We start from the raw sequence: 21,238 nt of genomic DNA, 5'->3' as shown, positions 1-21,238 counted from the left end.
GACGCGCCGCTGCCGATGCGCGAGGCGACCGGCGCGCTCGCGCTTACAGTTTCAAGCAAGCGCTCGGCTCAACGGCGAACCGGCGCATCGCCTGCGATGTAATAGTCGGCCGTGCTGCGCGGCAAGGGAGTGCGCCCGCGCATGCGGTCGGCGATCTTCTCGGCGATCATGATGGTGGTCGCATTGAGGTTGCCGGTGATGATGCGCGGCATGATGGACGCGTCGATCACGCGCAGGCCTTCCATGCCGTGCACGCGGCCCTGCCCATCCACCACGGCCATGTCGTCGGTGCCCATCGCACACGAACACGACGGGTGGTAGGCGGTTTCCGCACGCGCGCGGACGAAGGCATCCAGTTCCGCATCGGTCCTGCAATCGGCGCTCGGGCTGATTTCGCGGCCGCGGTACGCATCGAGCGCGGGCTGGGCGATGATCTCGCGGGTGATCCGGATCGCGTCGCGGAATTCCTGCCAGTCCTGGTCGGTGGATTGGTAATTGAACAGGATGGACGGATGCTGACGCGGATCGCGCGACTTGGCATGCACGCGTCCGCGGCTGGGCGTGCGCATCGAGCCGACATGCGCCTGGAAGCCGTGCTCCTTCACCGCATTGCTGCCGTTGTAATTGATGGCGACGGGGAGGAAGTGGTACTGGATGTTGGGCCAGTCGAACTCATCGCGCGTGCGGATGAAGCCGCCGGCCTCGAACTGATTGCTTGCACCGGTGCCGGTGCCGGCAAACAACCATTCGGCGCCGATCGCAGGCTGGTTCCACCATTGCAAGGCCGGGTACAGCGACACCGGCTTGGTGCACGCGTACTGGATGTAGACCTCCAGATGGTCCTGCAGATTCTGGCCCACCCCTGGCAGGTCGTGCACCAGTTGCACGTCGAGCGCACGCAGCAGATCGGGCGCGCCCACGCCGGAGCGCTGCAACAGTTGCGGCGATGCAATCGCGCCGGCGCACACCAGCACTTCGCGACGCGCATGCGCATCGATGCCTTCGCTGCTGTTGCCGACCAGGTAATGCACGCCGATGGCGCGCTTGCCGGCAAACAGGATGCGGTCGGTAGTGGCGTGGGTGACGATGTGCAGGCCATCGCGCGGCTTGGCCATGTCCAGGTAACCGCGCGCGGTGCTAGCGCGGCGGCCGCGCGGGGTGACAGTGCGGTCCATCGGCCCGAAGCCTTCCTGCTGATAGCCGTTGAGATCATCGGTGCGTGGGTAGCCCGCCTGGACGCCCGCCTCGACCATGGCATGGAACAACACGTTGTTGTCGTTCTTCGGCGTGGCCACGCTCACCGGGCCGTCGCCGCCGTGATAGTCATTAGCGCCGATGTCGCGCGTTTCGGCCTTGCGGAAGTAGGGCAGCACATCGCGGTAGCTCCAGTCCTCCAGGCCCGGCCGCTTGGCCCAGTGATCGAAGTCCAGCGCGTTGCCGCGGATGTAGCACATGCCGTTGATCAGCGAGGAGCCACCCAGGCCCTTGCCGCGCCCGCACTCCATCCGCCGGTTGTCCATGTACGGTTCCGGCTCGGTCTCGTAGGCCCAGTTGTAGCGGCGGCCCTGCAGCGGAAATGCCAGCGCTGCGGGCATCTGGGTGCGGAAGTCCAGACGGTAGTCCGGCCCACCTGCTTCGAGCAACAGCACGGTCACGCCCGGGTCTTCGGTCAGGCGCGCGGCCAGCACGTTACCGGCCGAACCTGCGCCGATGATGATGTAGTCGTATTCGCGTTGCATGGTGGTCTCCTGAAGCATCTGCGATGCCGCGGCAGTTGAGGTGCGGCGCAGGTGTGCGGGCTTGCCGCGGCAACGTGTGACCACGCCCCGCGCCTGGTTGGCAGGAGGCAGCCGCCGAGCGACTGCGACCTGGGGCGAACCCCTCAGAACACCGAGGCGTAGCGTTCCAGCTCGACCTGGACCGATTTGGTACGCGTATACGCCTGCAAGGTGGCCAGGCCGTTCTCGCGCCCCACGCCGGATTGCTTGTAGCCGCCCACCGGCATCGGTGCGGGCGACTCGCCCCAGGTATTGATCCAGCAGATGCCCGCTTCCAGGCGATGGATCAGCCGATGTGCACGCGCCAGATCCGGGGTGACCACGCCGGCCGCCAGGCCATAGCTGGTGGCATTGGCGCGCGCGATCGCTTCGTCCTCGTCGTCGTAGGTGAGCAGGCTCAGCACCGGCCCGAAGATTTCCTCGCGCACGATGGCCATCACGTCGGTACAATCGCTGAAGATGGTCGGGGCCACGTAATAGCCCTGCGCCAGCGCACCATCGCGCAGGCGCTCGCCGCCGCACAGCAGGCGTGCACCCTCGGCCTTGCCCTGTTCGATGTAGTCGAGCACCCGCTGCATGTGCGCCGCACTGACCAATGGGCCGAAGGTGGTGCGCGTATCCAGCGGATCGCCGATATGGATGCGTTGCACGCGTGCCAGCAGCCGCGCTTCGAAGGCGTTGCGCAGCGCGCGCGGCACGAACACGCGGGTGCCGTTGGTGCACACCTGCCCGGAGCTGTAGAAGTTGGCCATCATCGCGATGTCGGCGGCCAGATCCAGGTCGGCATCGGCACACACGATCAACGGCGACTTGCCGCCCAGTTCCATGGTCACGTCCTTCAGCGACGAACTCGATGCGCTGGCCATCACCTTGCGGCCGGTGGCGGTGCCGCCGGTGAAGCTGATCTTTTCGATCTGCGGGTGTTCGGTGAGCGCGGTGCCCACGCTGGCACCATCGCCGGGCAGCACGTTGAACACGCCATCGGGCAAGCCGGCTTCGGTGAACAGCTCGGCAAGCTTGAGTGCGGTGAGCGGGGTGACTTCGCTGGGCTTGAAGATCATCGCGTTACCGGCCGCCAGCGCGGGTGCGGCCTTCCACAGCGCGATCTGGATCGGGTAATTCCACGCGCCGATGGCACCCACCACGCCCAGCGGCTCGTGCCGTGTATAGAAAAAGCTGCCCTCGCGCAGCGGCACCTGCGCACCCTGCAGGGCGTGCGCCACACCGGCGTAGTACTCCAGCACGTCGGCGCCGGTGACGACGTCCACGCTGCGGGTTTCGCTCAGCGGTTTGCCGGTGTTGAGCGTTTCCAGCTCGGCCAGCGCATCATTGCGCTCGCGCAGCAGGGCCACCGCGCGCAGCAGGATGCGCGAGCGCTCCACGGTGGTCAGTGCCGCCCATTCGCGCTGGCCGGCCCTGGCGCTGTCGACTGCAGCATCCAGATCGTCGGCACCGGCGCTGTGCACGTTGGCCAGCACCTCGCCGGTAGCGGGGTTGACCACTTCGAACGTGTGGCCGCCGCGGGCGGGAACATGACGGCCGCCGATGTACAGCAACTGGTCGGGAAAACGTGGCATGACAAACCTCCTGGGGACAGGCGCCGCAGTGCTGCAACTCAGCGGGTGAGGTGCAGGAACTGCAGGTGACGCTCGTATTGATCGATGATGTCGTTGATGATCTGCTCGCGGCTGTAACCGACCAGGTCGTAATCCTGGCTGCCTTCGTACAGATACACTTCGGCGCGGTAATAGCGCTGGTTGCGCAGGCGCTGTGCGGCAAACGACGGGGTGAGATACCCGCGCAGGACCACCTGGTAGCGGAAACCCTGCTGCTCGCCATGATCGACGCTGATGTCCATGTCGCCGTCGTCGATGCGGCTGCTGACGTTCCAGCCTTCTTCCTGCAGCTGTGCGGTCACCGCCTCGATGGCCGGGCGCACCTGGTCGCGCATGAAGCGATAGACCTCGTCGCGCGCCGGGAAATGCATGGCCTGGCCCAGGCGTTGGCGCCAGCCGCCATGATGGCGCGATTGCCCGATCAACGGACTGGGGCTATGCAACTGCGCACGTTTGCGCTGCGACTCCTCGCTGAGCGCGCGCGACAGCCCCCACGCCATCAACAGCAACACCGCCGAGAACGGCAACGATGCCAGCACCACCGCCGATTTCAGCGCGTCCATGCTGCCGGCCAGCAACAGGCCTGCGGTGACCACTGCAGTGAGCACGCCCCAGAACACGCGCAGCCAGCGCGGCCCGTCGTCGTGCGGTTCGCCGCCATGCGAGGACAGCGTGGACAACACCACCGTGCCGGAATCGGCCGAGGTCACGAAGAACACGAAGCTGATCGCCACGGTCACCGTGATCACCGTGCGGCTCCACGGGTAACTCTGCAGCAGCGAATACAACACCGTCTCAGGGGCGTCGATGGCCTGCTGTGCCCACGCGGCCTGGCCGTGGTGCAGGAGCTGATCCAGTGCGCTATTGCCGAAGATCGACAGCCACGCCAGCGTGAAACCGAGCGGTATCAACAGCACGCCCAGCACGAACTCGCGAATGGTGCGCCCGCGCGAAATGCGTGCGATGAACAAGCCCACGAATGGCGCCCAGCCGATCCACCAGGCCCAGTAGAACACCGTCCAGTTGCCCAGCCAGTCGGCGCGGCCGCCATAGGCATACACATCGAAACTCTTGCCGACCACGCTGCCCAGGTAGTCGCCCAGATTCTGCATCAAGGCATTGAGCAGGTACTGCGTGGGGCCGGCAAACAGCATGAACAGCAACAGCGCGATCGCCAGCAGCATGTTGATGTCCGACATCCAGCGCACGCCTTTTTCCACGCCGGAGACCGCGACAATGATTGCCGCGCCCATCATTGCCGCGATCAGCGCGACCTGCACCCAGTGCGCGTGCGGCACGTCCATCAAGGTGCCCAGGCCGGCGTTGAGGTGCAGCACGCCAAAGCCCATGTCCGCGCCCAGGCCGAATACGGTGGCCACGATGCCCAGTGCGTCCACGGTGTAACCGATCGGCCCGTTGATACGCTTGCCGATCAGCGGATACAGCGCCGAACGCAACGCCAGCGGCAAATTGTGGCGGAAGGCGAAATAGGCCAGCGCCATGGCGGCGAGTGCGAACACGCCCCAGCCATGCAGGCCCCAGTGCAGGAACAGCAACTGCATGGCCTGCCGGGCGGATGCTTCGCCGTTGCCGGTGCCGCCTTGCGGTGGTTGCAGGTAATGGGTGAGCGGTTCGGAGACGCAGAAGAAGAACAGCGTGATGCTGATGCCCGCCGCGAACAACATGCCGGCCCAGGAGAGATAGCTGAATTCCGGTTCGTCGTGATCGGCACCGAGCTTGATGTTGCCGTAGCTGGACAAGGCCACGCCCAGCACGAACACCAGGTATACCGTCATTGCCAGCAGGTAGTACCAGCCCACATTGCGCGAGGCCCAGGTCTGCGCATCCAGCAGTACGCGGCCTGATTCAAGCGGAAACAACGACACCAGCACGGCGAACGTGCACACGACCGTGGCCGCCAGCACGAACACCGGGCGCAGGGTACGGACCGGCTGGCTGTGCGGCGCTGTCGCACTCATGGCAACGCACTCATACGATGCGTATCACGTGATGTGCTCCCAACAAAAAACCGCCTGCGTTATCGCACAGGCGGTGTCGAGGGGGTGTCATCGGTCGAGTTCGCCAGTGCGAACCCGTTGGCAGCTTGCGTGCGCTAGCGCAGCAGCTGCAGTGGCACGCGGATATCCATGCCGACCGCCAGGTGATCCGAAAACGCTGCCGGTATGGCTTCGGTGTGTTCGATCACCAGGCTGTCGCTGACCAGGATATGGTCGATCGCCCGGTCCGGCCGCCAGCTCGGGAAGGTATGCACCACGCAACTCGGCGGCTGCAGGCGCGTGTGGCGGTACAGGGCCTGCATTTCCGGCCGGTCGGCCACGCAGTTGAAGTCGCCCATCAGCATGGCGTTGGGATGCTCGGACAGGAGTTCGGCGATGAAGGCCAGCTGCGCCATGCGCGAATTGGCGCCCAGCGACAGATGCGCCACCGCCACCGCAAGTCCCTCGCGGCCCTGCCCGAACTTGGCCAGCAGGATGCCGCGCCCGCCGATGCGGCCGGGCAAGGCATGGTCCTGCACTTCCAGCGGTTCGAGCTTGCTGAGCAGGCCGTTGGCGCTGGAGGCCACCCCGCCCATGCGGCGGTTGGGTTGGTGGCTCCAGTAATGGAAGCCGGCGCGCTCGGCCAGGTAGTGGGTCTGGTTGGTGAAGCCCGAGCGCAGGCTGCCCGGGTCGGCTTCCTGCAGGCCGACGATGTCGCGTTCGCCGGCCAGCTTGGCGATGCTGTCCAGGCTGGTGCGCTTTGCTCCCAGCGGCAGCGCATGCGACCAGCTGCGGGTCACGTAATCGCTGTAGCGGCGGGTGCTGGAGCCGGCCTGGATATTGGCGGTCAGCACCCGCAGGGTGCGCGAGTCCGAAGCGTTCACGGCGTGACGGTCGTCCGGCTCACTTGGCCAGCGTGGCGCGTTCGCGCGCGATCAGGTGATCGGCGATGCGCAGCATGTCCGGGAAGCTCTGGCCCTTGACCAGGTACTTGCCGTTGACGATCAGCGACGGCGTGCCGGTGATCTTGCTGCGGGTGGCGAACTGCTTGGCGCGGTTGGTCTTGGCCGAGACGCCGAAGCTGCTCATGGTGTCGATGAAGGTCTTGGAGTCCACGCCGTACTTGGCGTAGAACGCGGCGATGTCCTGCACCGAGTCCTTGCCGCGCTCGCCCTTCAGGCTCTGGTCGACGTGGATGGCCTTGTACAGCGCTTCGTGGGTCTTTTCCTGCACGCCCAGCGTTTCGGCGGCGTAGAAGGCGCGCGCGTAGTCATCCCATGGACCACCGAACATCGCCGGCACGTAGACGAAATGCACGTCCGACGGCAGCCCGGCCTTCCACGGCCCGATCAGCGGCTGGAACGCGTTGCAGGCTGGGCAGACATAGCCGAACACCTCCGCTACTTCGATCTTGCCGGCGGCCTGCTGATACGGCTGGCCACCGTCGATATCCAGATAATCGGTGCCGGCGACCGGCTCCGGGCCATTCGGCGCGCGCGGGGCGGCGCTGGGTGCGGCCGGCGGCGGGGTGGTGGCGCTTTCGCCCACCGCTGGCGGGGCGGCCGGGTCAGCGGCCGGTGTGGCAGCGGCCGGAGCGGGCGCCGTCTCGGCCGCCGGCGTGGTGGCGGCGGGCGCAGTGTCGGACGAGCCGTCCTGGGCCTTGCAGGCGACCAGGATCGGCAGCAGCGCCATCAGCGTCAGGGCGAAGCGGGTCTTCATCGGATTGGATCTCCAGCGTGGGGCGAGGAAAGGGCCGGACGGCCGCGGGGCGCATGATGCCACGGGCGGCTGTCGGTGGCGGTTACGCGGTTCAGCGCTTGGCAGGTGCGGCGTGTTCGCGGGCGATCAGGTAGTCGGCCACGCGCAGCATGTCCGGATAATTACGCGCGCCGATCAGATAGCGGCCGTTGACGATGAGGGCCGGCGTGCCGGGCAGCTTGCTGCGCAGGGCGAACTCGCGTGCGGCCTTGAGCCTGGCGTCCACCGCCTCGCTCTTGAGGGTGTCGACGAAGCGCTGCTGCGGCACGCCGTAGTCGGCATAGAACACGGCCAGTTCGTCTGCGGACACGTTCTGGGTCGGCACGCTCTGCTTTTCATGGATGGCATCGAACATTGCGCGGTGGCTGCGCTTGGCCACGCCCAGGATGTCGGCGGCGAAATAGGCCCGCGCAAACGCATCCCAGAACCCGCCGAAGGCCGCCGGCACCGGGGTGAAGCGCACGTACGCGGGCTGCTTGGCGGCCCAGGCCTCCAGCGTGGGTTCGAAATGCGCACAATGCGGGCAGGTGTAGCCGAACACCTCGACCACTTCGACCTTGCCGGCCAGCGGCGCATACGGCTGGCCGCCGTCGATCAGGGTGTAGTCCTCGCCTTCGACCGGTGGCGCCGTCTTGTCGGCGGCGCAGGCCGCCAGCGGTACCAGGATCAACAACAGCAGGGACAGGCGGGAAAGCAGATTCATGCGGGCTCCGTGGGGCGAGGGGAGAGCGGGAAACGACGACGCCGGTCTCGGGACCGGCGTCGTGACACGGTGGGGCAGGTGCGTCCGTCAGCTCATGAGCGTGCCGGTGTGCCGGCGGGCATCTGGGCGGCGGCCGCATCGTCTGCGCGGTCGTGCAGACCTTGCAGATAACTGGCCAGCGCCTGGATTTCCTGCTCGGTCAGCGGGTGCGCTACCTGCGCCATGATATTGAACAGCGCCGGATTGCGCTCCTGGGTGGTGCCGGCCTGGTATTCCTTCAGGCGGCGCGCCACGTACTCGGCATGCTGGCCGCCCAGGCGCGGGTAGGCCGGGCCGGGATTGCCGCCGCCGGACGGGCCATGGCAGGCCATGCAAGCCGGCACGCCGCGCGCGATGTCGCCGCCGCGGTAGAGCTTTTCGCCGACCTCGTAGAACTTCATGCCCTGGTACGGGCCCTCGGCAATGGCCGCGTCGTCGGCCACCCCGGCGGCGGACTTCTGGGTGGCGAAGTAGGCCCCCAGGTCGCGCATGTCCTGCGCCGTGAGGTCCTTGACGAACGGCACCATGACCGCCGACATGCCGGTGTTGCGTTCGCCGCTGGCGATCAGCGCGACCTGATGCGCCACGTAGCGCTCGGTCTGGCCGGCGATGCGCGGATACATGGCCACCGCCGGGTTGCCGTCCGGGCCGTGGCAGGCCGCGCAGGCCGCCGCCTTGGCCTGGCCGGCCTTGGCATCGCCCCAGGTGGTCTTGGCCAGATCCACCTCCAGCGGCGCAACGCGCACGGGCGGCGGATCGGGGATCGGCGTGACCGCCGACTGCGCAAATGCCACGGCCGCGATGACCGGCACGGCGAGGGTGGCGAGGACTAGCACACGAGCATGGCGCATCAGCTAAAGCTCCGTATGGACCCGGCCCGCGCGCGTTGGGTGCTGGCTGTGGCAGGCGTGCTTCGATTATCGACACGCCTTTGCGCCAGGGTCAACGAACAGTGCAGCAAAACCGGCAGAGCCCGAACGTGCGATCCTAGGGGGATGTCGCTCCTTATCGAACAAGCCCGCTACCACCTGTCCGCCCACAACGTCCGGCAATTGCCCGACGATGGCGGTTACGAGGTGGCCTTCGCCGGCCGCTCCAACGCCGGAAAATCCAGCGCGCTCAATGCGCTGACCCGCCAGAATTCGCTGGCGCGCGTGTCCAAGACCCCTGGCCGCACCCAGCAACTGGTGTTCTTCCAGATCCAGCCCGAGCGCTACCTGGTGGACCTGCCCGGCTACGGCTACGCCAAGGTGCCGCAGGACCTGCAGGCGCACTGGCAGGCTTTCATCGACCGCTATTTCCGCACCCGCGAGGCGCTGCGCGGGCTGGTGGTGGTGATGGACATCCGCCACCCGCTCAAGGATTACGACCTGCAGATGCTCGGCTATGCGGCCGAACGCGGCCTGCCCGCGCACGGTTTGCTGACCAAGGCCGACAAGCTCGGCCGTGGCCAGCAGATGCAGACGCTGCAAAAGGTCAAGAAGGAAGTGACCTCGCGCTTCGGCGACAGCGTGACCGTGCAGACCTACTCCGGCGAATCGCGCCAGGGCGTGGACGAACTGCGCGGGATTGTCGGTGGCTGGCTGGGGCTAGATGTGGAAACGCCCGCCGCCGAGTGATGCCCGGCGGCCGTGACCGCCGCGGCCCATCGATGCGATGCGCGACGGCGGGCGAAGGCTCGCCGTTTCGCGTTCAGGGCGTGGCCGGCACCGCGCCGAACTCGGTCGGCACCCAGGCGAACGCGGCACCGTCGCGGCGCACGTGGCCCAGCCCCGGGAACGGCAGGTGCGCGCCGGCCACCCACCACCGGCCGTCCGCAGCCTGCGCCAACATGCGGCGGCGGGAGCCGATCGCCCTGGCACGGTCGCTGTCGGCCTCGAACGAGGCGTCCGGCTGTGCAAACTGCACGGCGTGGTAGTGCAGCACGTCGCCCCACACCAGCAGCGTGTTGTCTGGGCCGCCGTCGAAGCGATATGAGACATGGCCCGGGGTATGGCCCTGGCTGTCCAGGGCGACGATGCCGGCCGGCAGGGCGGTCTTGCCCGGCTGAAACCGGCGCAGACGTCCCTGCGCCTGGTAAGGAGCCACCGCCGCGCGCGCCAGCGGGAACGCGAATTTCAGCAGCGGCCCGGCGCCCGCCTCGGATGCGGGGTCCAGCCAGTACGCGGCATCGGCAGCGGACAACCATACCGTGGCAGCGGGAAACGCCGGTTTGCCCTGTGCGTCAAGCAGGCCGCACAGGTGATCCGGGTGGGCGTGGGTGAGCAGGACATCGTCGACCTGGGCCGGGTCGTAGCCGGCTGCACGCAGATTGCTCAGCACTTGGCCCAGGCCAGGACCCAGGCACTGCGCGGTGCCGGTATCGACCAGGCTGAGGTGGCTGCCGTCCTGCACCAGATAAGCGTTGACCGCTGTCTGCAGGCCCCTGGCGTCTTCGGGCACGAAGCCCTGCGCAAGCAGCCGGTCGCGTTCGGCCGGGTCGAGATGGGACAGCTGCTGGCGCGTCAATGCGACGCTGCCATCGAACAGCGCGGTCACCCGCAGCGTGCCGATGCGTTGCAGATAGAAACCGGGCGCCTGCTGGTGGGTGCCGGCAGGCGTGGCAGCCTGGGCGAGGGTGGCGCTGGCGGCCAGCAGCAGGGGCGCCAGCGAACGCAGGGCGGGAAACGACATGGGGGGCAACTCCAGGACAGGCGGCACCGCCGCGGTGGCGTCATGCTGGGCGCCGCGGCGCGCGCGATTCGCTCATTACGCTGCGTCAAGCGCTCGGCGCGGTCGACCTAGCGGCTGTTGCCGATGCTGCCCGGGTCCAGCCCGTAGCGCTGCTGGAAGCGCTGACTGAAGCTGCGTGTGGAGCGATAGCCCGCCCGTGCGGCCACGGTCTTGAGTGGCCAGCGCGTGGTGTAGAGCAGGGCCATCGCGTGCGCGAGCCGCGCATCGGTGATCAGGTCGCGCAGCGAGCGCTGCTCGGCGGCCAGATGCCGGCGCAAGGTGGCGCCGCTGATGCCCAGGCTGTCTTCGATATCGCGCGAGCGCCAGGCCCGTTGTGGCTGTGCGGTGATCAGCGCACGCACCTGGTCGGCGAGACTGGGCGCAGGCGGTAACAGCAGACCGCCGTGGCCGCGACGGCAAACGCCGATGATCAACGCGGCCAGTGCAAGGCGCGCTTCGGTGTACAACCCCTGTTGCAGCGCATCGCGCCATTGCCGCAACGGTCCGTCGAACGCGATGGCCGGCAACCGTGCGATGTCGGCTCCGGCCTCGGGGAGCGGCTCGTTCCACAATGCCCGCGCTGCGGACAGGGCCTCTTCGCACAACGGGACCACTGCACTCAGGTAGAGCCCGGTGTGCGGGTCGGGGGTATTGATGACGTCGATGCGGCAGCGGCGCGTCACCAGGAACAGATCGCCGGGCCCGAACTCCAGCACTTGGGTTGCCGTGCGTACCTGCTTGCGGCCCTGCAGCAGGATGGCGAACTGCGCCTGGGCCAGGTCCACCGAGCGCGCCCCGTGCTCGCGTCGCGCGCTCACGCAGGCAAAGCCTTCGGCGCGCTCGCAGTGCATCAGGCTGGCCATCTGCGCAAGCAGGGCGTCGGTGGGCGTGGGCGCAACGGTCATGGCCGGGCGATGCTACAGGATCGTGTGCGCGCCACTGCCATGCCTAGCGCCGTGCCTGCCGGTCTGCCGGGTCATGCGGGCCTACGACGGGCGAATGAAGCACGCTGCTGAAGGCTGGTCCCTGGCGCCCCTGGGTCGGTTCGATTGCGCAACCTTCCTTCTGGAGGCGGCCGGGCGATCCAGGCGAGTCGGGTTCGAGGGCAGTGGTGAGTGCAGGCTGCTGCGACGGCCATGCCCGACATCGCTCACCGGCGGCGGTGTCTGCGCTTGGCATTGCGGCAGGATCGTGCCGGCGTGCAGGGGGCTGCCGCCAGCCTCGACGCTGCCATGCGCATGGATGGAAATCTCAGACCCGGCCGATGGCGGCAATTCTTGCATGCCCTGCGGGTATAGTGCGGGCCTTGCGGTGGCTGGGGAGGACCCCCACATCGTCCCACCCCTTTCGTTTGCGAGCCTGCCCTTGTCGAGTCCCAGCCACGTTGCCGAAACGCCGATCACCGAACGCGCGGAACTGGTCCAGGTGCTGGCCTCCGGCGAAAAGCCGAGTGCGGACTGGCGGATCGGCACCGAGCACGAAAAGTTCGGTTTCCAGCTGGATGATTTGCGCGCGCCCGCTTTCGAGGGTGCGCGCGGCATCGAGGCCCTGCTGAGCGGGCTGACCCGCTTCGGCTGGGAGCCGGTGCAGGAAAACGGCCACACCATCGCGTTGCTGCGCGACGGTGCCTCGGTGACCCTGGAACCGGCCGGCCAGCTGGAGCTCTCCGGCGCGGCGGTGGAAACCCTGCACCACACCTGCGTGGAAACCGGCACCCATCTGGACGAGGTGGCGCAGGTCGCCGGCGAGTTGCAGCTCGGGTTCCTGGGCATGGGCTTCCAGCCCAAGTGGCGTCGCGACCAGATGCCGTGGATGCCCAAGGGCCGCTACCAGATCATGAAGAACTACATGCCCAAGGTCGGCTCGCTCGGCCTGGACATGATGACGCGCACCTGCACCGTGCAGGTCAACCTGGATTACGCCACCGAAGCGGACATGGTGCAGAAGTTCCGCGTGTCGCTGGCGCTGCAGCCGATCGCCACCGCGCTGTTTGCCGATTCGCCGTTTACCGAAGGCAAACCCAACGGCTACCTGAGCTACCGCTCGCATATCTGGACCGACACCGACGCCGACCGCACCGGCATGCTGGATTTCGTGTTCGAAGACGGCTTCGGCTACGAGCGCTACGTCGATTACCTGCTCGATGTGCCGATGTATTTTTCCTACCGCGATGGCGTCTATCACGATGCCAGCGGGCAGAGCTTCCGCGACTTCATGCAGGGCAGGCTGCCGGCGCTGCCAGGTACACTGCCGACGCTGCGCGACTGGTCCGACCACATGACCACCGCGTTCCCGGAAGTGCGTTTGAAGAAATATCTGGAAATGCGCGGCGCCGACGCCGGCCCGTGGGATCGCCTGTGCGCGTTGTCGGCGTTCTGGGTGGGCCTGTTGTACGACCAGACCGCGCTGGATGCGGCCTGGGACCTGGTCAAGGATTTCAGCCCCACCGAGCGGCATGCGCTGCGCGACGGCGTGCCCAGGCACGCGCTGGGTCTGCCGTTCCGTAACGGCACCGCGCGCGATCTGGCAGTGGAGGCGGTCAACATCGCGCGCGAAGGCCTGCGTCGTCGCGCACGCCTGAACCGCGACGGGCAGGACGAGACCGGGTTCCTGGACGTGATCGCCGAGATCGCCGAAAGCGGCGTCACCGCCGCCGAGCGCAAGCTGGCGCTGTATCACGGCGCCTGGAAGGGCGATATCGACCGCGTGTTTCGCGAGTTTGCGTACTGAGTGAGCGGCACGCGCCGTGAGGCGGCGCGCATTGCCGTGGGTGACGGTGCGCGCAGTGGATTGTCGGTAGCGCACAGACCGGGTTTTGCGGGTGCGCCCTCCATGCCCATCCGACGACTGCTCGCCAGGCGTTGTCGCCACCGCTATTGGCACCGCCGCCGTCACTGGTCCCGCGCACTGATCCGCCGTTGGCCGGCGCGCTCTGCGCTCAGCGCCGCTCCGGCATGCACGGCAGGCGCACGGTCACGCGCAATCCGCCCTGGGTGCGATTGTCCAGACGTAGATCGCCGCCGTGCGCCAGCACGATGCTGTGCGCCACCGACAGGCCCAGGCCGATGCCGCCGGTGCCGCGATTGCGCGAGGACTCGCCACGCACGAACGGCAGCAGCAGTTGCTCGCGCTGGGTCGGGTCGATGCCGGGGCCGTCGTCGTCGATCCACAGCACGCCGTCCTCGCCGTCGCGCTGCAGGTGCAGGCGGGCACATTTGCCGTATTTGAGCGCGTTTTCGAGCAGGTTCATCACCGCGCGACGCAACGCCAGCGGGTCGCCGTCCAGGGTGATCGCCGGGCCCGGCAACAGCACCGCGTCGGCGCCGATATCGGTGGCGTTGTCGACCACGCTCTCTACCAGCAGGCGCAGGTCCAGCGGCGCGCGCTCGCCGCGATGCCGATCGTTCTGGATGAAATCCAGTGCGGCGGAGATCATCGCCTTCATCTCGTCGATATCGGCCAGCGCCTTGTCGCGGAGCGGCGGTTGCAGGTCGTCCAGGCGAAACGACAATCGCGCCAGCGGCGTGCGCAGGTCGTGCGCGATCGCCGCCACCATGTGGGTGCGCTCGTTGATCAGGCGGTTCAGGCGTGCCTGCATGCCGTTGAACGAATCGGCCGCGCGCACGATCTCCGGCGGGCCGCTGCGTTGCAGTGCAGGGGCATGCGGGTTGCGGCCCAGCCGGTCGGCGGCTTCGGCAAAGCGCTTGATCGGCGCCGACAGCGCGCGCGAAAACCACCACGCCAGCGGTACGTTGGCGAGCAGGCCGGCCAGGAACAGCAACACGACGTGCGTCTTGAATTCGGCCGACAACCGCCGGCGCGGCGACTCCACCGTGCGCCAGCGGCCATCGGGCTGCTGCAGGGCGGCGGTGAAGCCGTCCAGCAGCGGCACGCCGGGTGTCAGCCGTTCGTTTTCCCAGTCTTCCGGCGCCTGGCCCGGCGCTGCTTCACTGCCGAAGGGCCGGCCGTCGGTCGCGCCCGCACCCGCACGGGCGGGCGGCCATTCCGTCGGCCGCTGTCCGTGGTCGCCAGCGGCGCCATCGGCCATCTGCGGCAGCCTGCGCGCGCGCGGCGACGGCTGCTCGTCCAGGCGCGGGACCTGGCGCTCGTCGGCGCTGCGATAGAACCGCACGTGGCGTGCGTCCACGTCCAGCCAATGCGCCAGCAGCATCTCCGCAAACGGGTCGCGCACCTGGCCAGACGGCGGTGTCGGCGCCTGCGCACCATCGTGCACCTTCAGGGTCTGGGTACCAGCCGGCATGCGCGTGGACAGCAGCGCCACCACCTCCGGCGGATGCACCGGTGGCTCGTACACCGGCGTGCGCATCACCAGCAGGGCGATGCCGATCACCTGGGCGGTGAACAGGGCCACCGCCAGCAACACGAACGTACGGGCAAAGATCGACAGCCCGCGCCGTGCCGGCGTGCTCACAGGCGCGAGACGCTCGGCAGCAGCATGTAGCCTTCGTTGCGTACGGTGCGAATCAACTCGGTATGGACGCGCTCATTGATCTTGCGGCGCAGGCGGCTGATCTGGCTGTCGATGGCGCGGTCGTAGACGTCGGTGTCGCGGCCGCGGGCATAGTCCAGCAACTGGTCGCGGCTGAGCACCCGCTGCGGGTGCTCGACGAAGGTGCGCAGCAGGGCGAATTCGCCATCGGACAGATTGATGAAGATGCCGGTGGGGTCGCGCAGGTCGCGGCGTACCACGTCCAGCCGCCAGCCGGCGAATTCGTAGACGTTGCCGCGCTGGTCGGCCTGCTCGCTGCTGGCCTGGCTGCGCCGCAGCAGCGCGCGGACCCGGGCCAGCAACTCGCGTGGATTGCAGGGTTTGGCCAGGTAGTCGTCGGCGCCCACTTCCAGGCCGATGATGCGGTCGGTGTCGTTGCCCAGCGCGCTGAGCATGATGACCGCAGGTGAACCGCGCTCGCTGGCCAGGGCACGTGCCGCACTCAACCCATCTTCTCCGGGCATCATCACGTCGAGTACGATGAGGTCCGGGCGGTGCTGCGCCATGTGCGTGCGCATGTCCGCCACGTTTTCGGCCACGTCCACCTGGTAGCCGTGGGCGCTCAGGAATTCGCCGATCAGCTTGCGCAGGTCGGGGTCGTCGTCGACCACAAGAACGCGGGGTTGTTGCATATCCATGGAGGTCATCGTCGGTGGCGCGGAGGTTGGCCCGCGCGGGGTGGTGGCTACCGGATACATGGTGCTCGCAGATGCAAGGCTGGAACAAACATAATAATGATGGATTTTGTCAACCATTGGCACACGTGCAAGGCACCATGACGGGACGGGACATCGCGCAGGACATCATCGCTTCGACACTGCGCCAGCCGGACGGTGTGCGTGCGCAGGCCAGGGCGTTTCCGATGATGCGGGTGATCAGCCGCGACAACGGCGTGGGCCTGACCCGCGACATGGTGCTGATGGCGCAGACCCTGCGCGCCGGCGGCGTGCCGGTGCAGGAACTGGGGTTCACCAGCCAGCGGCTGCAGGACACCGGCCGCGAAGCGCGGCTGTGGGCCAGCCGCGCGCTGTTCGGGCGGGTGCCGCTGCAGATCTTTTCCGAACGCGTCTACGCGCGCTGCCTGGCGCTGGGGCAGATCAATCTGCTGGTGCCCAATCCGGAATGGCTGCTGCCCAAGTGGCTGCCGTTGTTGCCGCGCTTCGATGCGGTGCTGTGCAAGACCCATCATGCCGAGCGGATTTTCCAGAGTCTGGGTTGCACCACGCGGTTCATCGGTTTCACCAGCCCGGATCGCTACGACCCGCACGTGCCGCGGCAGCGCGCGTTTTTCCACCTGGCCGGGCGCAGCACCGCCAAGGGCACCCGCGTGCTGCTGGAGACCTGGAAGCAACACCCCGAGTGGCCGCTGCTGACCGTGGTGCAGAACCCGCGCACCGCCGGCAAGCCGGTGGTGGCGCCGAACATCGATCACCGCGTCCGTTATCTGGACGATGCGGAACTGCGCCGGCTGCAGAATGCCCATCTGTTCCATCTGTGTCCTTCCGAGGCGGAAGGATTCGGTCACTACCTGATGGAGGCGCTCAGCGTCGGCGCGGTGACGCTGGCGACCGATGGCGAGCCCATGAACGAATTGGTGCGGCCTGAGCATGGCGTGCTGATTCCTGCGGCCGAGGTGCGCCAGCGGCGCCTGGCCTCGTATTACTACGTGGACGCAGCGGGCATTGCGCAGGCGGTGGATACCGCACTCGCCATGCCGCAGGTGCAGCTGGATGCGTTATCGGCCAATGCGCGCGCCTTCTATCAGGCCAACGATGCGGCATTTTCGGCCCGTTTCCGGAATGCGGTGCTGGCATCGCTGCCCGGGCATGTGGCAGACGACGCGGTCGGTGTCGAACCGGTCGGTGTCGAAGCAGTCGTGGTCGAGCGTTGACGTTCGACATCGATGTGCTGCATCGCTACACATGCTGCAGCGCCTGCGTGTGTCGAGGTGCCATCGATCGGTGTGCGGATGCGCGTGAGGTGCTTCCACCTCTCCGCCAGATTGCCGGTCGGCTGATCCTCATCAGCATCTGACTGCATCGCAACGCCTGCCGCGGGCGGCAAGCGGACGTTGCCGTAGGTGCGCCTTGCGTGGTGTATCGCCAAGCGCCGATGGGTAAGGGTGCCTGGGCTGCGCTGATCGAGAACGCGCTACGGCTGCCGTCATCGTGCAGCGCTTGTTCCGTGTCGAGCACGCTGCTGACAACCTCTTCGCTGTTGATCGCGCATTGTGGTTGCCAAGGATTGCGAGTGATCGATCATGGCTCCTGCAGGAAAGATCCCGTCACAATGAAGAGTCCCTCCGGGCCACAGGTCGAGAGTGAGGTGGCCTTGCGCGACGAGCTGGCGGGCATGCGCCAGCTGCATGCGTTGCAGGTCGGCCTGGCGGCGCAAGCGGATGCGCGCGCCGCGTTGAGCGAGATCACCGCGCTTGCCTGCGCATTCGCGCGCACGGCCTGTGGCTGCGTGCAGCTGGTCGATGCGCATAGTAGCGAGATGGAGTTGCGCGTCTATCAAGGACACGACGAAAACAGCCCGTTCGTGCAGCATTTCCTCAAGGACGGGTTTCAGGCGACCTGCCAGGCCATGCGGCGCGAACGCCGGCAACTGGTGATCGACGATATCGAAGCGTTCGCGCCACTCAAGCACACGCCGGACTACGACGCAGCGCTGTGCAGCGGCATCCGTGCCGCCCAGTTCACGCCGTTGTTCAGTCGCGACGGCACGCTGCTGGGCTTGCTCGGAACGCAGTTCAGCGTCCCGTATCGTCCCGCCGACCATGAGCTACGGCTATTGGAACTGCTGGCATGGACGGCGGCCGATTTCATCGAGCGCTACCGGTCCGAGCGCGCGCTGCGCGCCAGCGAATCGCGATTGCTGGCCTTGTCTGCAGCAAGCTCCGAGGTGCATTACCGGGTGAGCCCGGATTGGAGCGAGATGTGTGCGCTTGGCAACACGGACGCGTTCGCGGGGGTGGTTGACCCGGACCGGCGCTGGATCACTGACTACATCCCCGAGGAGGATCGTGCGCAGGTGCGCGATCGCATCGATGCAGGCATCCAGGGCAGGAGCGCGATCATGTTCGAGCACCGTGTACGCCGTAGCGATGGCAGCGTCGCGTGGATGTCGACCAAGGCCGTTCCGGTGATGGAGACCGATGGCCGGATCAGCGAATGGTTCGTTGCGGGTGTCGATGTCACCGCCCGCAAGCAGGCCGATGAGCAGCTGCGCGCCAGCCAGGCGCGGCTGGCCTATGTGCTCGATCAGGTCCCCATCGGCGTGGGATTGTTCGATACCGCCGGCATCTTCACGTACAGGAATCCGCGTCTGCACAGCCAGCTCGGTGACCGGATTCCGTCGCGCGACGACGTGCATGGTGGGCACTGGAAGGGCTTCGACCAGCAGGGCTGCCCGGTGGCAAGCGAAGACTTTCCAGGCGCGCTGGCCTTGCGTGGGGTGGACTCCGCCTTGCCGGTGGACTTCGTGCATGTCGGGGGCGACAGCGAACGCTGGTTGCGCGTCACCGCCGTGGCGCTGCGCGACGGCGACAAGGTGACCGGCGGGCTGACCGTGGTGCAGGACGTGACCGATCAGCGACAGGCGCAGGCAGAGCTATGGCAGCTTGCCGAACGCAACCGTGACATCCTGGAAAGCATTTCCGATGCGTTCTACGGCGTGGATGCGCAATGGCGTTTCACCTACGTCAATCGGCAGGCCGAAGCGGTGTGGGGGCGCACGCGGACAGCGTTGCTGGGCAAGGTGCTGTGGGACCAATTCCCGGAGATGGTGGGGTCGCCAACGCACCGCGCGCATCTGCAGGCAGCGCAGAGCGGCCGCATGATGCGCCTGGATGCCGCATCGCCGGTGCCCGGGCACTGGGTCGACATCAGCATCTATCCCACCGGCGACGGCGGCCTGTCGGTGTATTTCCGCGACATTACCGATCGCAAGCATGCCGAGCAGCAACTGCGTACCAGCGAGGAACGCTTCCGCACCGCACTGACCATCGAAACGGTGGGGGCCACGTACTTCGACATGGACGGCCGCCTGATCGATGCCAACGATGCGTTCCTCAAGATGACCGGCTACAGCCGCGCCGAGGTCGAGGCGGGCGGGCTGACCTGGCAGAACCTGACGCCGGCGGCGGCGAGCGCGTTGTCGGCGCATGCCTTCCACGAGCTCAAGACCAAGGGCAGTGCCACGCCGTACGAGCGCGAATATCGGCGCAAGGACGGCAGCCTGCGTTGGGCCTTGTTCGCCTCCAAGCTGCTGCCCGACGGGACCGGATTCGAGTTCGTACTGGATATCACCGACCGCAGAGCCACCGAGGCGGCCCTGCGCGAAGTGCAGGACCGCAACGCTTTCCTACTGAAGCTCTCCGATACACTGCGGTCGCTGTCCGATCCGGCGGCGATCCAGAGTAAGGCGGTGTGCCTGCTCGGCGAACACATGAACGCCGGGTGCGCCTATTACGTGGACGTGGGCGGCGATGGCGGGCGCCCGCTCGTCGCGCGCCACTGGCATCAACCGGGCCAGGCCAGCCAGGCGCGTGGCGCGGTGCTGACTGCCTGGCCGCTGTCCTGGCTGAGCGAGCCGGGCACCTGGGTGGTGCGCGACACCCGCGCCGAGGGCGCGCTGCCCGACGACCAGCGCGCGGCGGCAGGTGGCAACGAGATCGGTGCACTGATCTCGGTGCCGTTGATCAAGCGCGGGCAGCGCGTGGCCGCGCTCGTGGTCAATCAGCGCAACGCGCGCGACTGGACGGTGGCCGAGGTGCGGCTGGTGGAAGAGACCGCAGCACGCACCTGGGAGGCCCTGGAGCGTGCACGTGCGCAGGGTGCACTGCGGGACAGCGAGGAGCGTCACCGCGTGATCCTGGAAAGCGCGCTGGACTATGCCATCTTCACCGTCGACCCCGGCGGGCGGATCCAGACCTGGCCACCCGGCGCCGAAGCAGTGTTCGGCTGGAGCGCCGAGGAAGCGGTAGGGCAGGACATGGCGATGACCTTCGTGGCCGAAGACCGGCTGGCGGAGGTGCCGCAGCACGAGCTCGAGCAGGCGCGCCGTTGCGGCGTGGCCCCGAATATCCGCTGGCATCAATGCAAGGACGGAAGCCGGGTGTTCATCGAAGGTGCCACGCGCCCGTTGCGCGATGGCAACGATAAGCCGCTGGGCTATCTCAAGATCGGCCAGGACGTGACCCGGCGACGGCAGTGGGAAGATCGCCAGCAGGTATTGCTGGCCGAGCTGCAGCACCGCACGCGCAACCTGATGGGCGTGGTGCGCGTGGTCTTCAACCGCACCCAGCGCAGCAGCGAGAGCATTGCGGAACTGGCGCTGGTCTACAACGACCGTCTGGATGCGCTGGCACGCGTGCAGAGCCTGTTGTCGCGCTTGAACGACGGCGACCGCATCCTGTTCGACGAGTTGCTGCAGGTCGAACTGTCGGCGATGGGCGCAATCGATGCGCAGGGGCGCGGTGAGCGGGTCGTGCTGGAGGGGCCGCGCGGGGTGCGGTTGCGTTCCAGTACCGTGCAGACCTTTGCGCTGGCCCTGCATGAGCTGGCCACCAATGCCAACAAATACGGCGCGCTGGCGCAGCCTGGCGGGCACCTGCTGGTGCGCTGGCGGCTGCATCGCACCGACGAGGGCATGCGCCTGCGCATCGAATGGCGCGAATCCGGCGTGGACATGCCGGCACCGGGGGCCGCCCCGCAGGGGGCCGGCTACGGCCGCGAACTGATCGAGCGCGCGCTGCCGTATCAGCTGCAGGCCGAGACCACGTATGTGCTTGGCCCCGATGGCGTGCGTTGCACGATCGCGCTGCCGGTCTCGGAAAGCATGCGGCTGGCAGCCGACCGCAACACGCCATCTGCCGCCGGCGACGAAGGACGTGCTGCCGGCGATGCGTAGCGCACGCAGGTGCCGCGGCCCGACGCACGCTGCCGTGGTCCCGTCGGGATCGCGCCTGCCGCATGCGGTTCTGCGGCGCAGGGCGCTGCGCGCCGGCATGCGGCAAACAGTCCACCGACGCAGGCGGGTTCAGCCTGGCACGCGGCAACCGTCCCGTGCTGACCTGAAAACCATCACGGCGGCACCGAAAACCGTCTGCGCGCCTAACGCGT

Annotated in this window: 14 protein-coding genes and 2 pseudogenes; 4 read left to right on the top strand and 12 right to left on the bottom strand. The window is 67.5% G+C overall.

Going from position 1 to position 21,238, the window contains the following annotated elements; translation table 11 throughout:
• Positions 1-68: 68 nt before the first annotated feature.
• From betA to ACCQ10_RS17070, 7 genes are all read right to left on the bottom strand, one after another.
• Positions 69-1,739: a choline dehydrogenase gene (gene betA, locus ACCQ10_RS17100; protein WP_372361367.1), complete on the bottom strand. Its 1,671-nt coding sequence runs from the start codon at positions 1,737-1,739 to the stop codon at positions 69-71.
• Positions 1,740-1,882: 143 nt separating this feature from the next.
• Positions 1,883-3,355: a betaine-aldehyde dehydrogenase gene (gene betB / locus ACCQ10_RS17095; RefSeq protein ID WP_372361366.1), complete on the bottom strand. Its 1,473-nt coding sequence runs from the start codon at positions 3,353-3,355 to the stop codon at positions 1,883-1,885.
• Between the two features lie 38 nt (positions 3,356-3,393).
• Positions 3,394-5,373, bottom strand: coding sequence for a choline BCCT transporter BetT (gene betT / locus ACCQ10_RS17090; protein WP_372361365.1), 1,980 nt, complete (start codon positions 5,371-5,373; stop codon positions 3,394-3,396).
• 134 nt (positions 5,374-5,507) lie between these two features.
• Positions 5,508-6,245 (bottom strand): endonuclease/exonuclease/phosphatase family protein, encoded by a 738-nt coding sequence (locus ACCQ10_RS17085; RefSeq protein WP_047694993.1) that lies wholly within the window; start codon positions 6,243-6,245, stop codon positions 5,508-5,510.
• Positions 6,246-6,294: 49 nt separating this feature from the next.
• Positions 6,295-7,110, bottom strand: a complete 816-nt coding sequence (locus ACCQ10_RS17080; RefSeq protein ID WP_039411912.1) for a thiol:disulfide interchange protein DsbA/DsbL — start codon at positions 7,108-7,110, stop codon at positions 6,295-6,297.
• Positions 7,111-7,201: 91 nt separating this feature from the next.
• Complete coding sequence (locus ACCQ10_RS17075; protein WP_372361364.1) at positions 7,202-7,852, bottom strand: thiol:disulfide interchange protein DsbA/DsbL; 651 nt, start codon at positions 7,850-7,852, stop codon at positions 7,202-7,204.
• Between the two features lie 92 nt (positions 7,853-7,944).
• On the bottom strand, positions 7,945-8,742 hold the full coding sequence (locus ACCQ10_RS17070; RefSeq protein WP_039411918.1) for a c-type cytochrome: 798 nt from the start codon (positions 8,740-8,742) through the stop codon (positions 7,945-7,947).
• A 144-nt stretch (positions 8,743-8,886) separates the two neighbouring features.
• Between ACCQ10_RS17070 and yihA the strand changes: the two genes are divergently transcribed.
• Complete coding sequence (gene yihA / locus ACCQ10_RS17065) at positions 8,887-9,510, top strand: ribosome biogenesis GTP-binding protein YihA/YsxC (protein WP_372361363.1); 624 nt, start codon at positions 8,887-8,889, stop codon at positions 9,508-9,510.
• Between the two features lie 73 nt (positions 9,511-9,583).
• On the opposite strand, the gene ACCQ10_RS17060 is transcribed toward yihA, so the two are convergent.
• Both ACCQ10_RS17060 and ACCQ10_RS17055 read right to left on the bottom strand, forming a co-directional pair.
• Positions 9,584-10,564 (bottom strand): MBL fold metallo-hydrolase, encoded by a 981-nt coding sequence (locus ACCQ10_RS17060; protein ID WP_372361362.1) that lies wholly within the window; start codon positions 10,562-10,564, stop codon positions 9,584-9,586.
• 107 nt (positions 10,565-10,671) lie between these two features.
• The gene (locus tag ACCQ10_RS17055) at positions 10,672-11,508 is read right to left on the bottom strand and encodes a helix-turn-helix transcriptional regulator (RefSeq protein WP_039411928.1); all 837 of its coding nucleotides are present in this window, start codon (positions 11,506-11,508) and stop codon (positions 10,672-10,674) included.
• A gap of 460 nt (positions 11,509-11,968) precedes the next feature.
• On the opposite strand from ACCQ10_RS17055, the gene ACCQ10_RS17050 reads away from it, so the two are divergent.
• Complete coding sequence (locus ACCQ10_RS17050) at positions 11,969-13,333, top strand: glutamate--cysteine ligase (protein ID WP_372361361.1); 1,365 nt, start codon at positions 11,969-11,971, stop codon at positions 13,331-13,333.
• Between the two features lie 208 nt (positions 13,334-13,541).
• Here ACCQ10_RS17050 and ACCQ10_RS17045 read toward each other — a convergent pair.
• The 3 genes and pseudogenes from ACCQ10_RS17045 to ACCQ10_RS17035 form a co-directional block, all read right to left on the bottom strand.
• A pseudogene (locus tag ACCQ10_RS17045) lies at positions 13,542-14,531 on the bottom strand (ATP-binding protein); the annotation flags it as partial.
• Between the two features lie 179 nt (positions 14,532-14,710).
• A pseudogene (locus tag ACCQ10_RS17040) lies at positions 14,711-15,035 on the bottom strand (two-component sensor histidine kinase); the annotation flags it as partial.
• Positions 15,032-15,751, bottom strand: a complete 720-nt coding sequence (locus ACCQ10_RS17035; RefSeq protein ID WP_081419567.1) for a response regulator — start codon at positions 15,749-15,751, stop codon at positions 15,032-15,034. The gene ACCQ10_RS17035 and the pseudogene ACCQ10_RS17040, both read right to left, overlap by 4 nt.
• Before the next feature lie 137 nt (positions 15,752-15,888).
• On the opposite strand from ACCQ10_RS17035, the gene ACCQ10_RS17030 reads away from it, so the two are divergent.
• Positions 15,889-17,004, top strand: coding sequence for a glycosyltransferase (locus ACCQ10_RS17030; RefSeq protein WP_372361360.1), 1,116 nt, complete (start codon positions 15,889-15,891; stop codon positions 17,002-17,004).
• 398 nt (positions 17,005-17,402) lie between these two features.
• Positions 17,403-21,026: a PAS domain S-box protein gene (locus ACCQ10_RS17025; RefSeq protein WP_506191966.1), complete on the top strand. Its 3,624-nt coding sequence runs from the start codon at positions 17,403-17,405 to the stop codon at positions 21,024-21,026.
• Positions 21,027-21,238: the final 212 nt, after the last annotated feature.

This window comes from Xanthomonas sp. NCPPB 1325 (genome assembly GCF_041477645.2).
GTDB lineage: Bacteria > Pseudomonadota > Gammaproteobacteria > Xanthomonadales > Xanthomonadaceae > Xanthomonas > Xanthomonas cannabis.
Note: the sequence above shows the minus strand (reverse complement) of the source record. Positions and strands in the feature narration are given on the sequence as shown.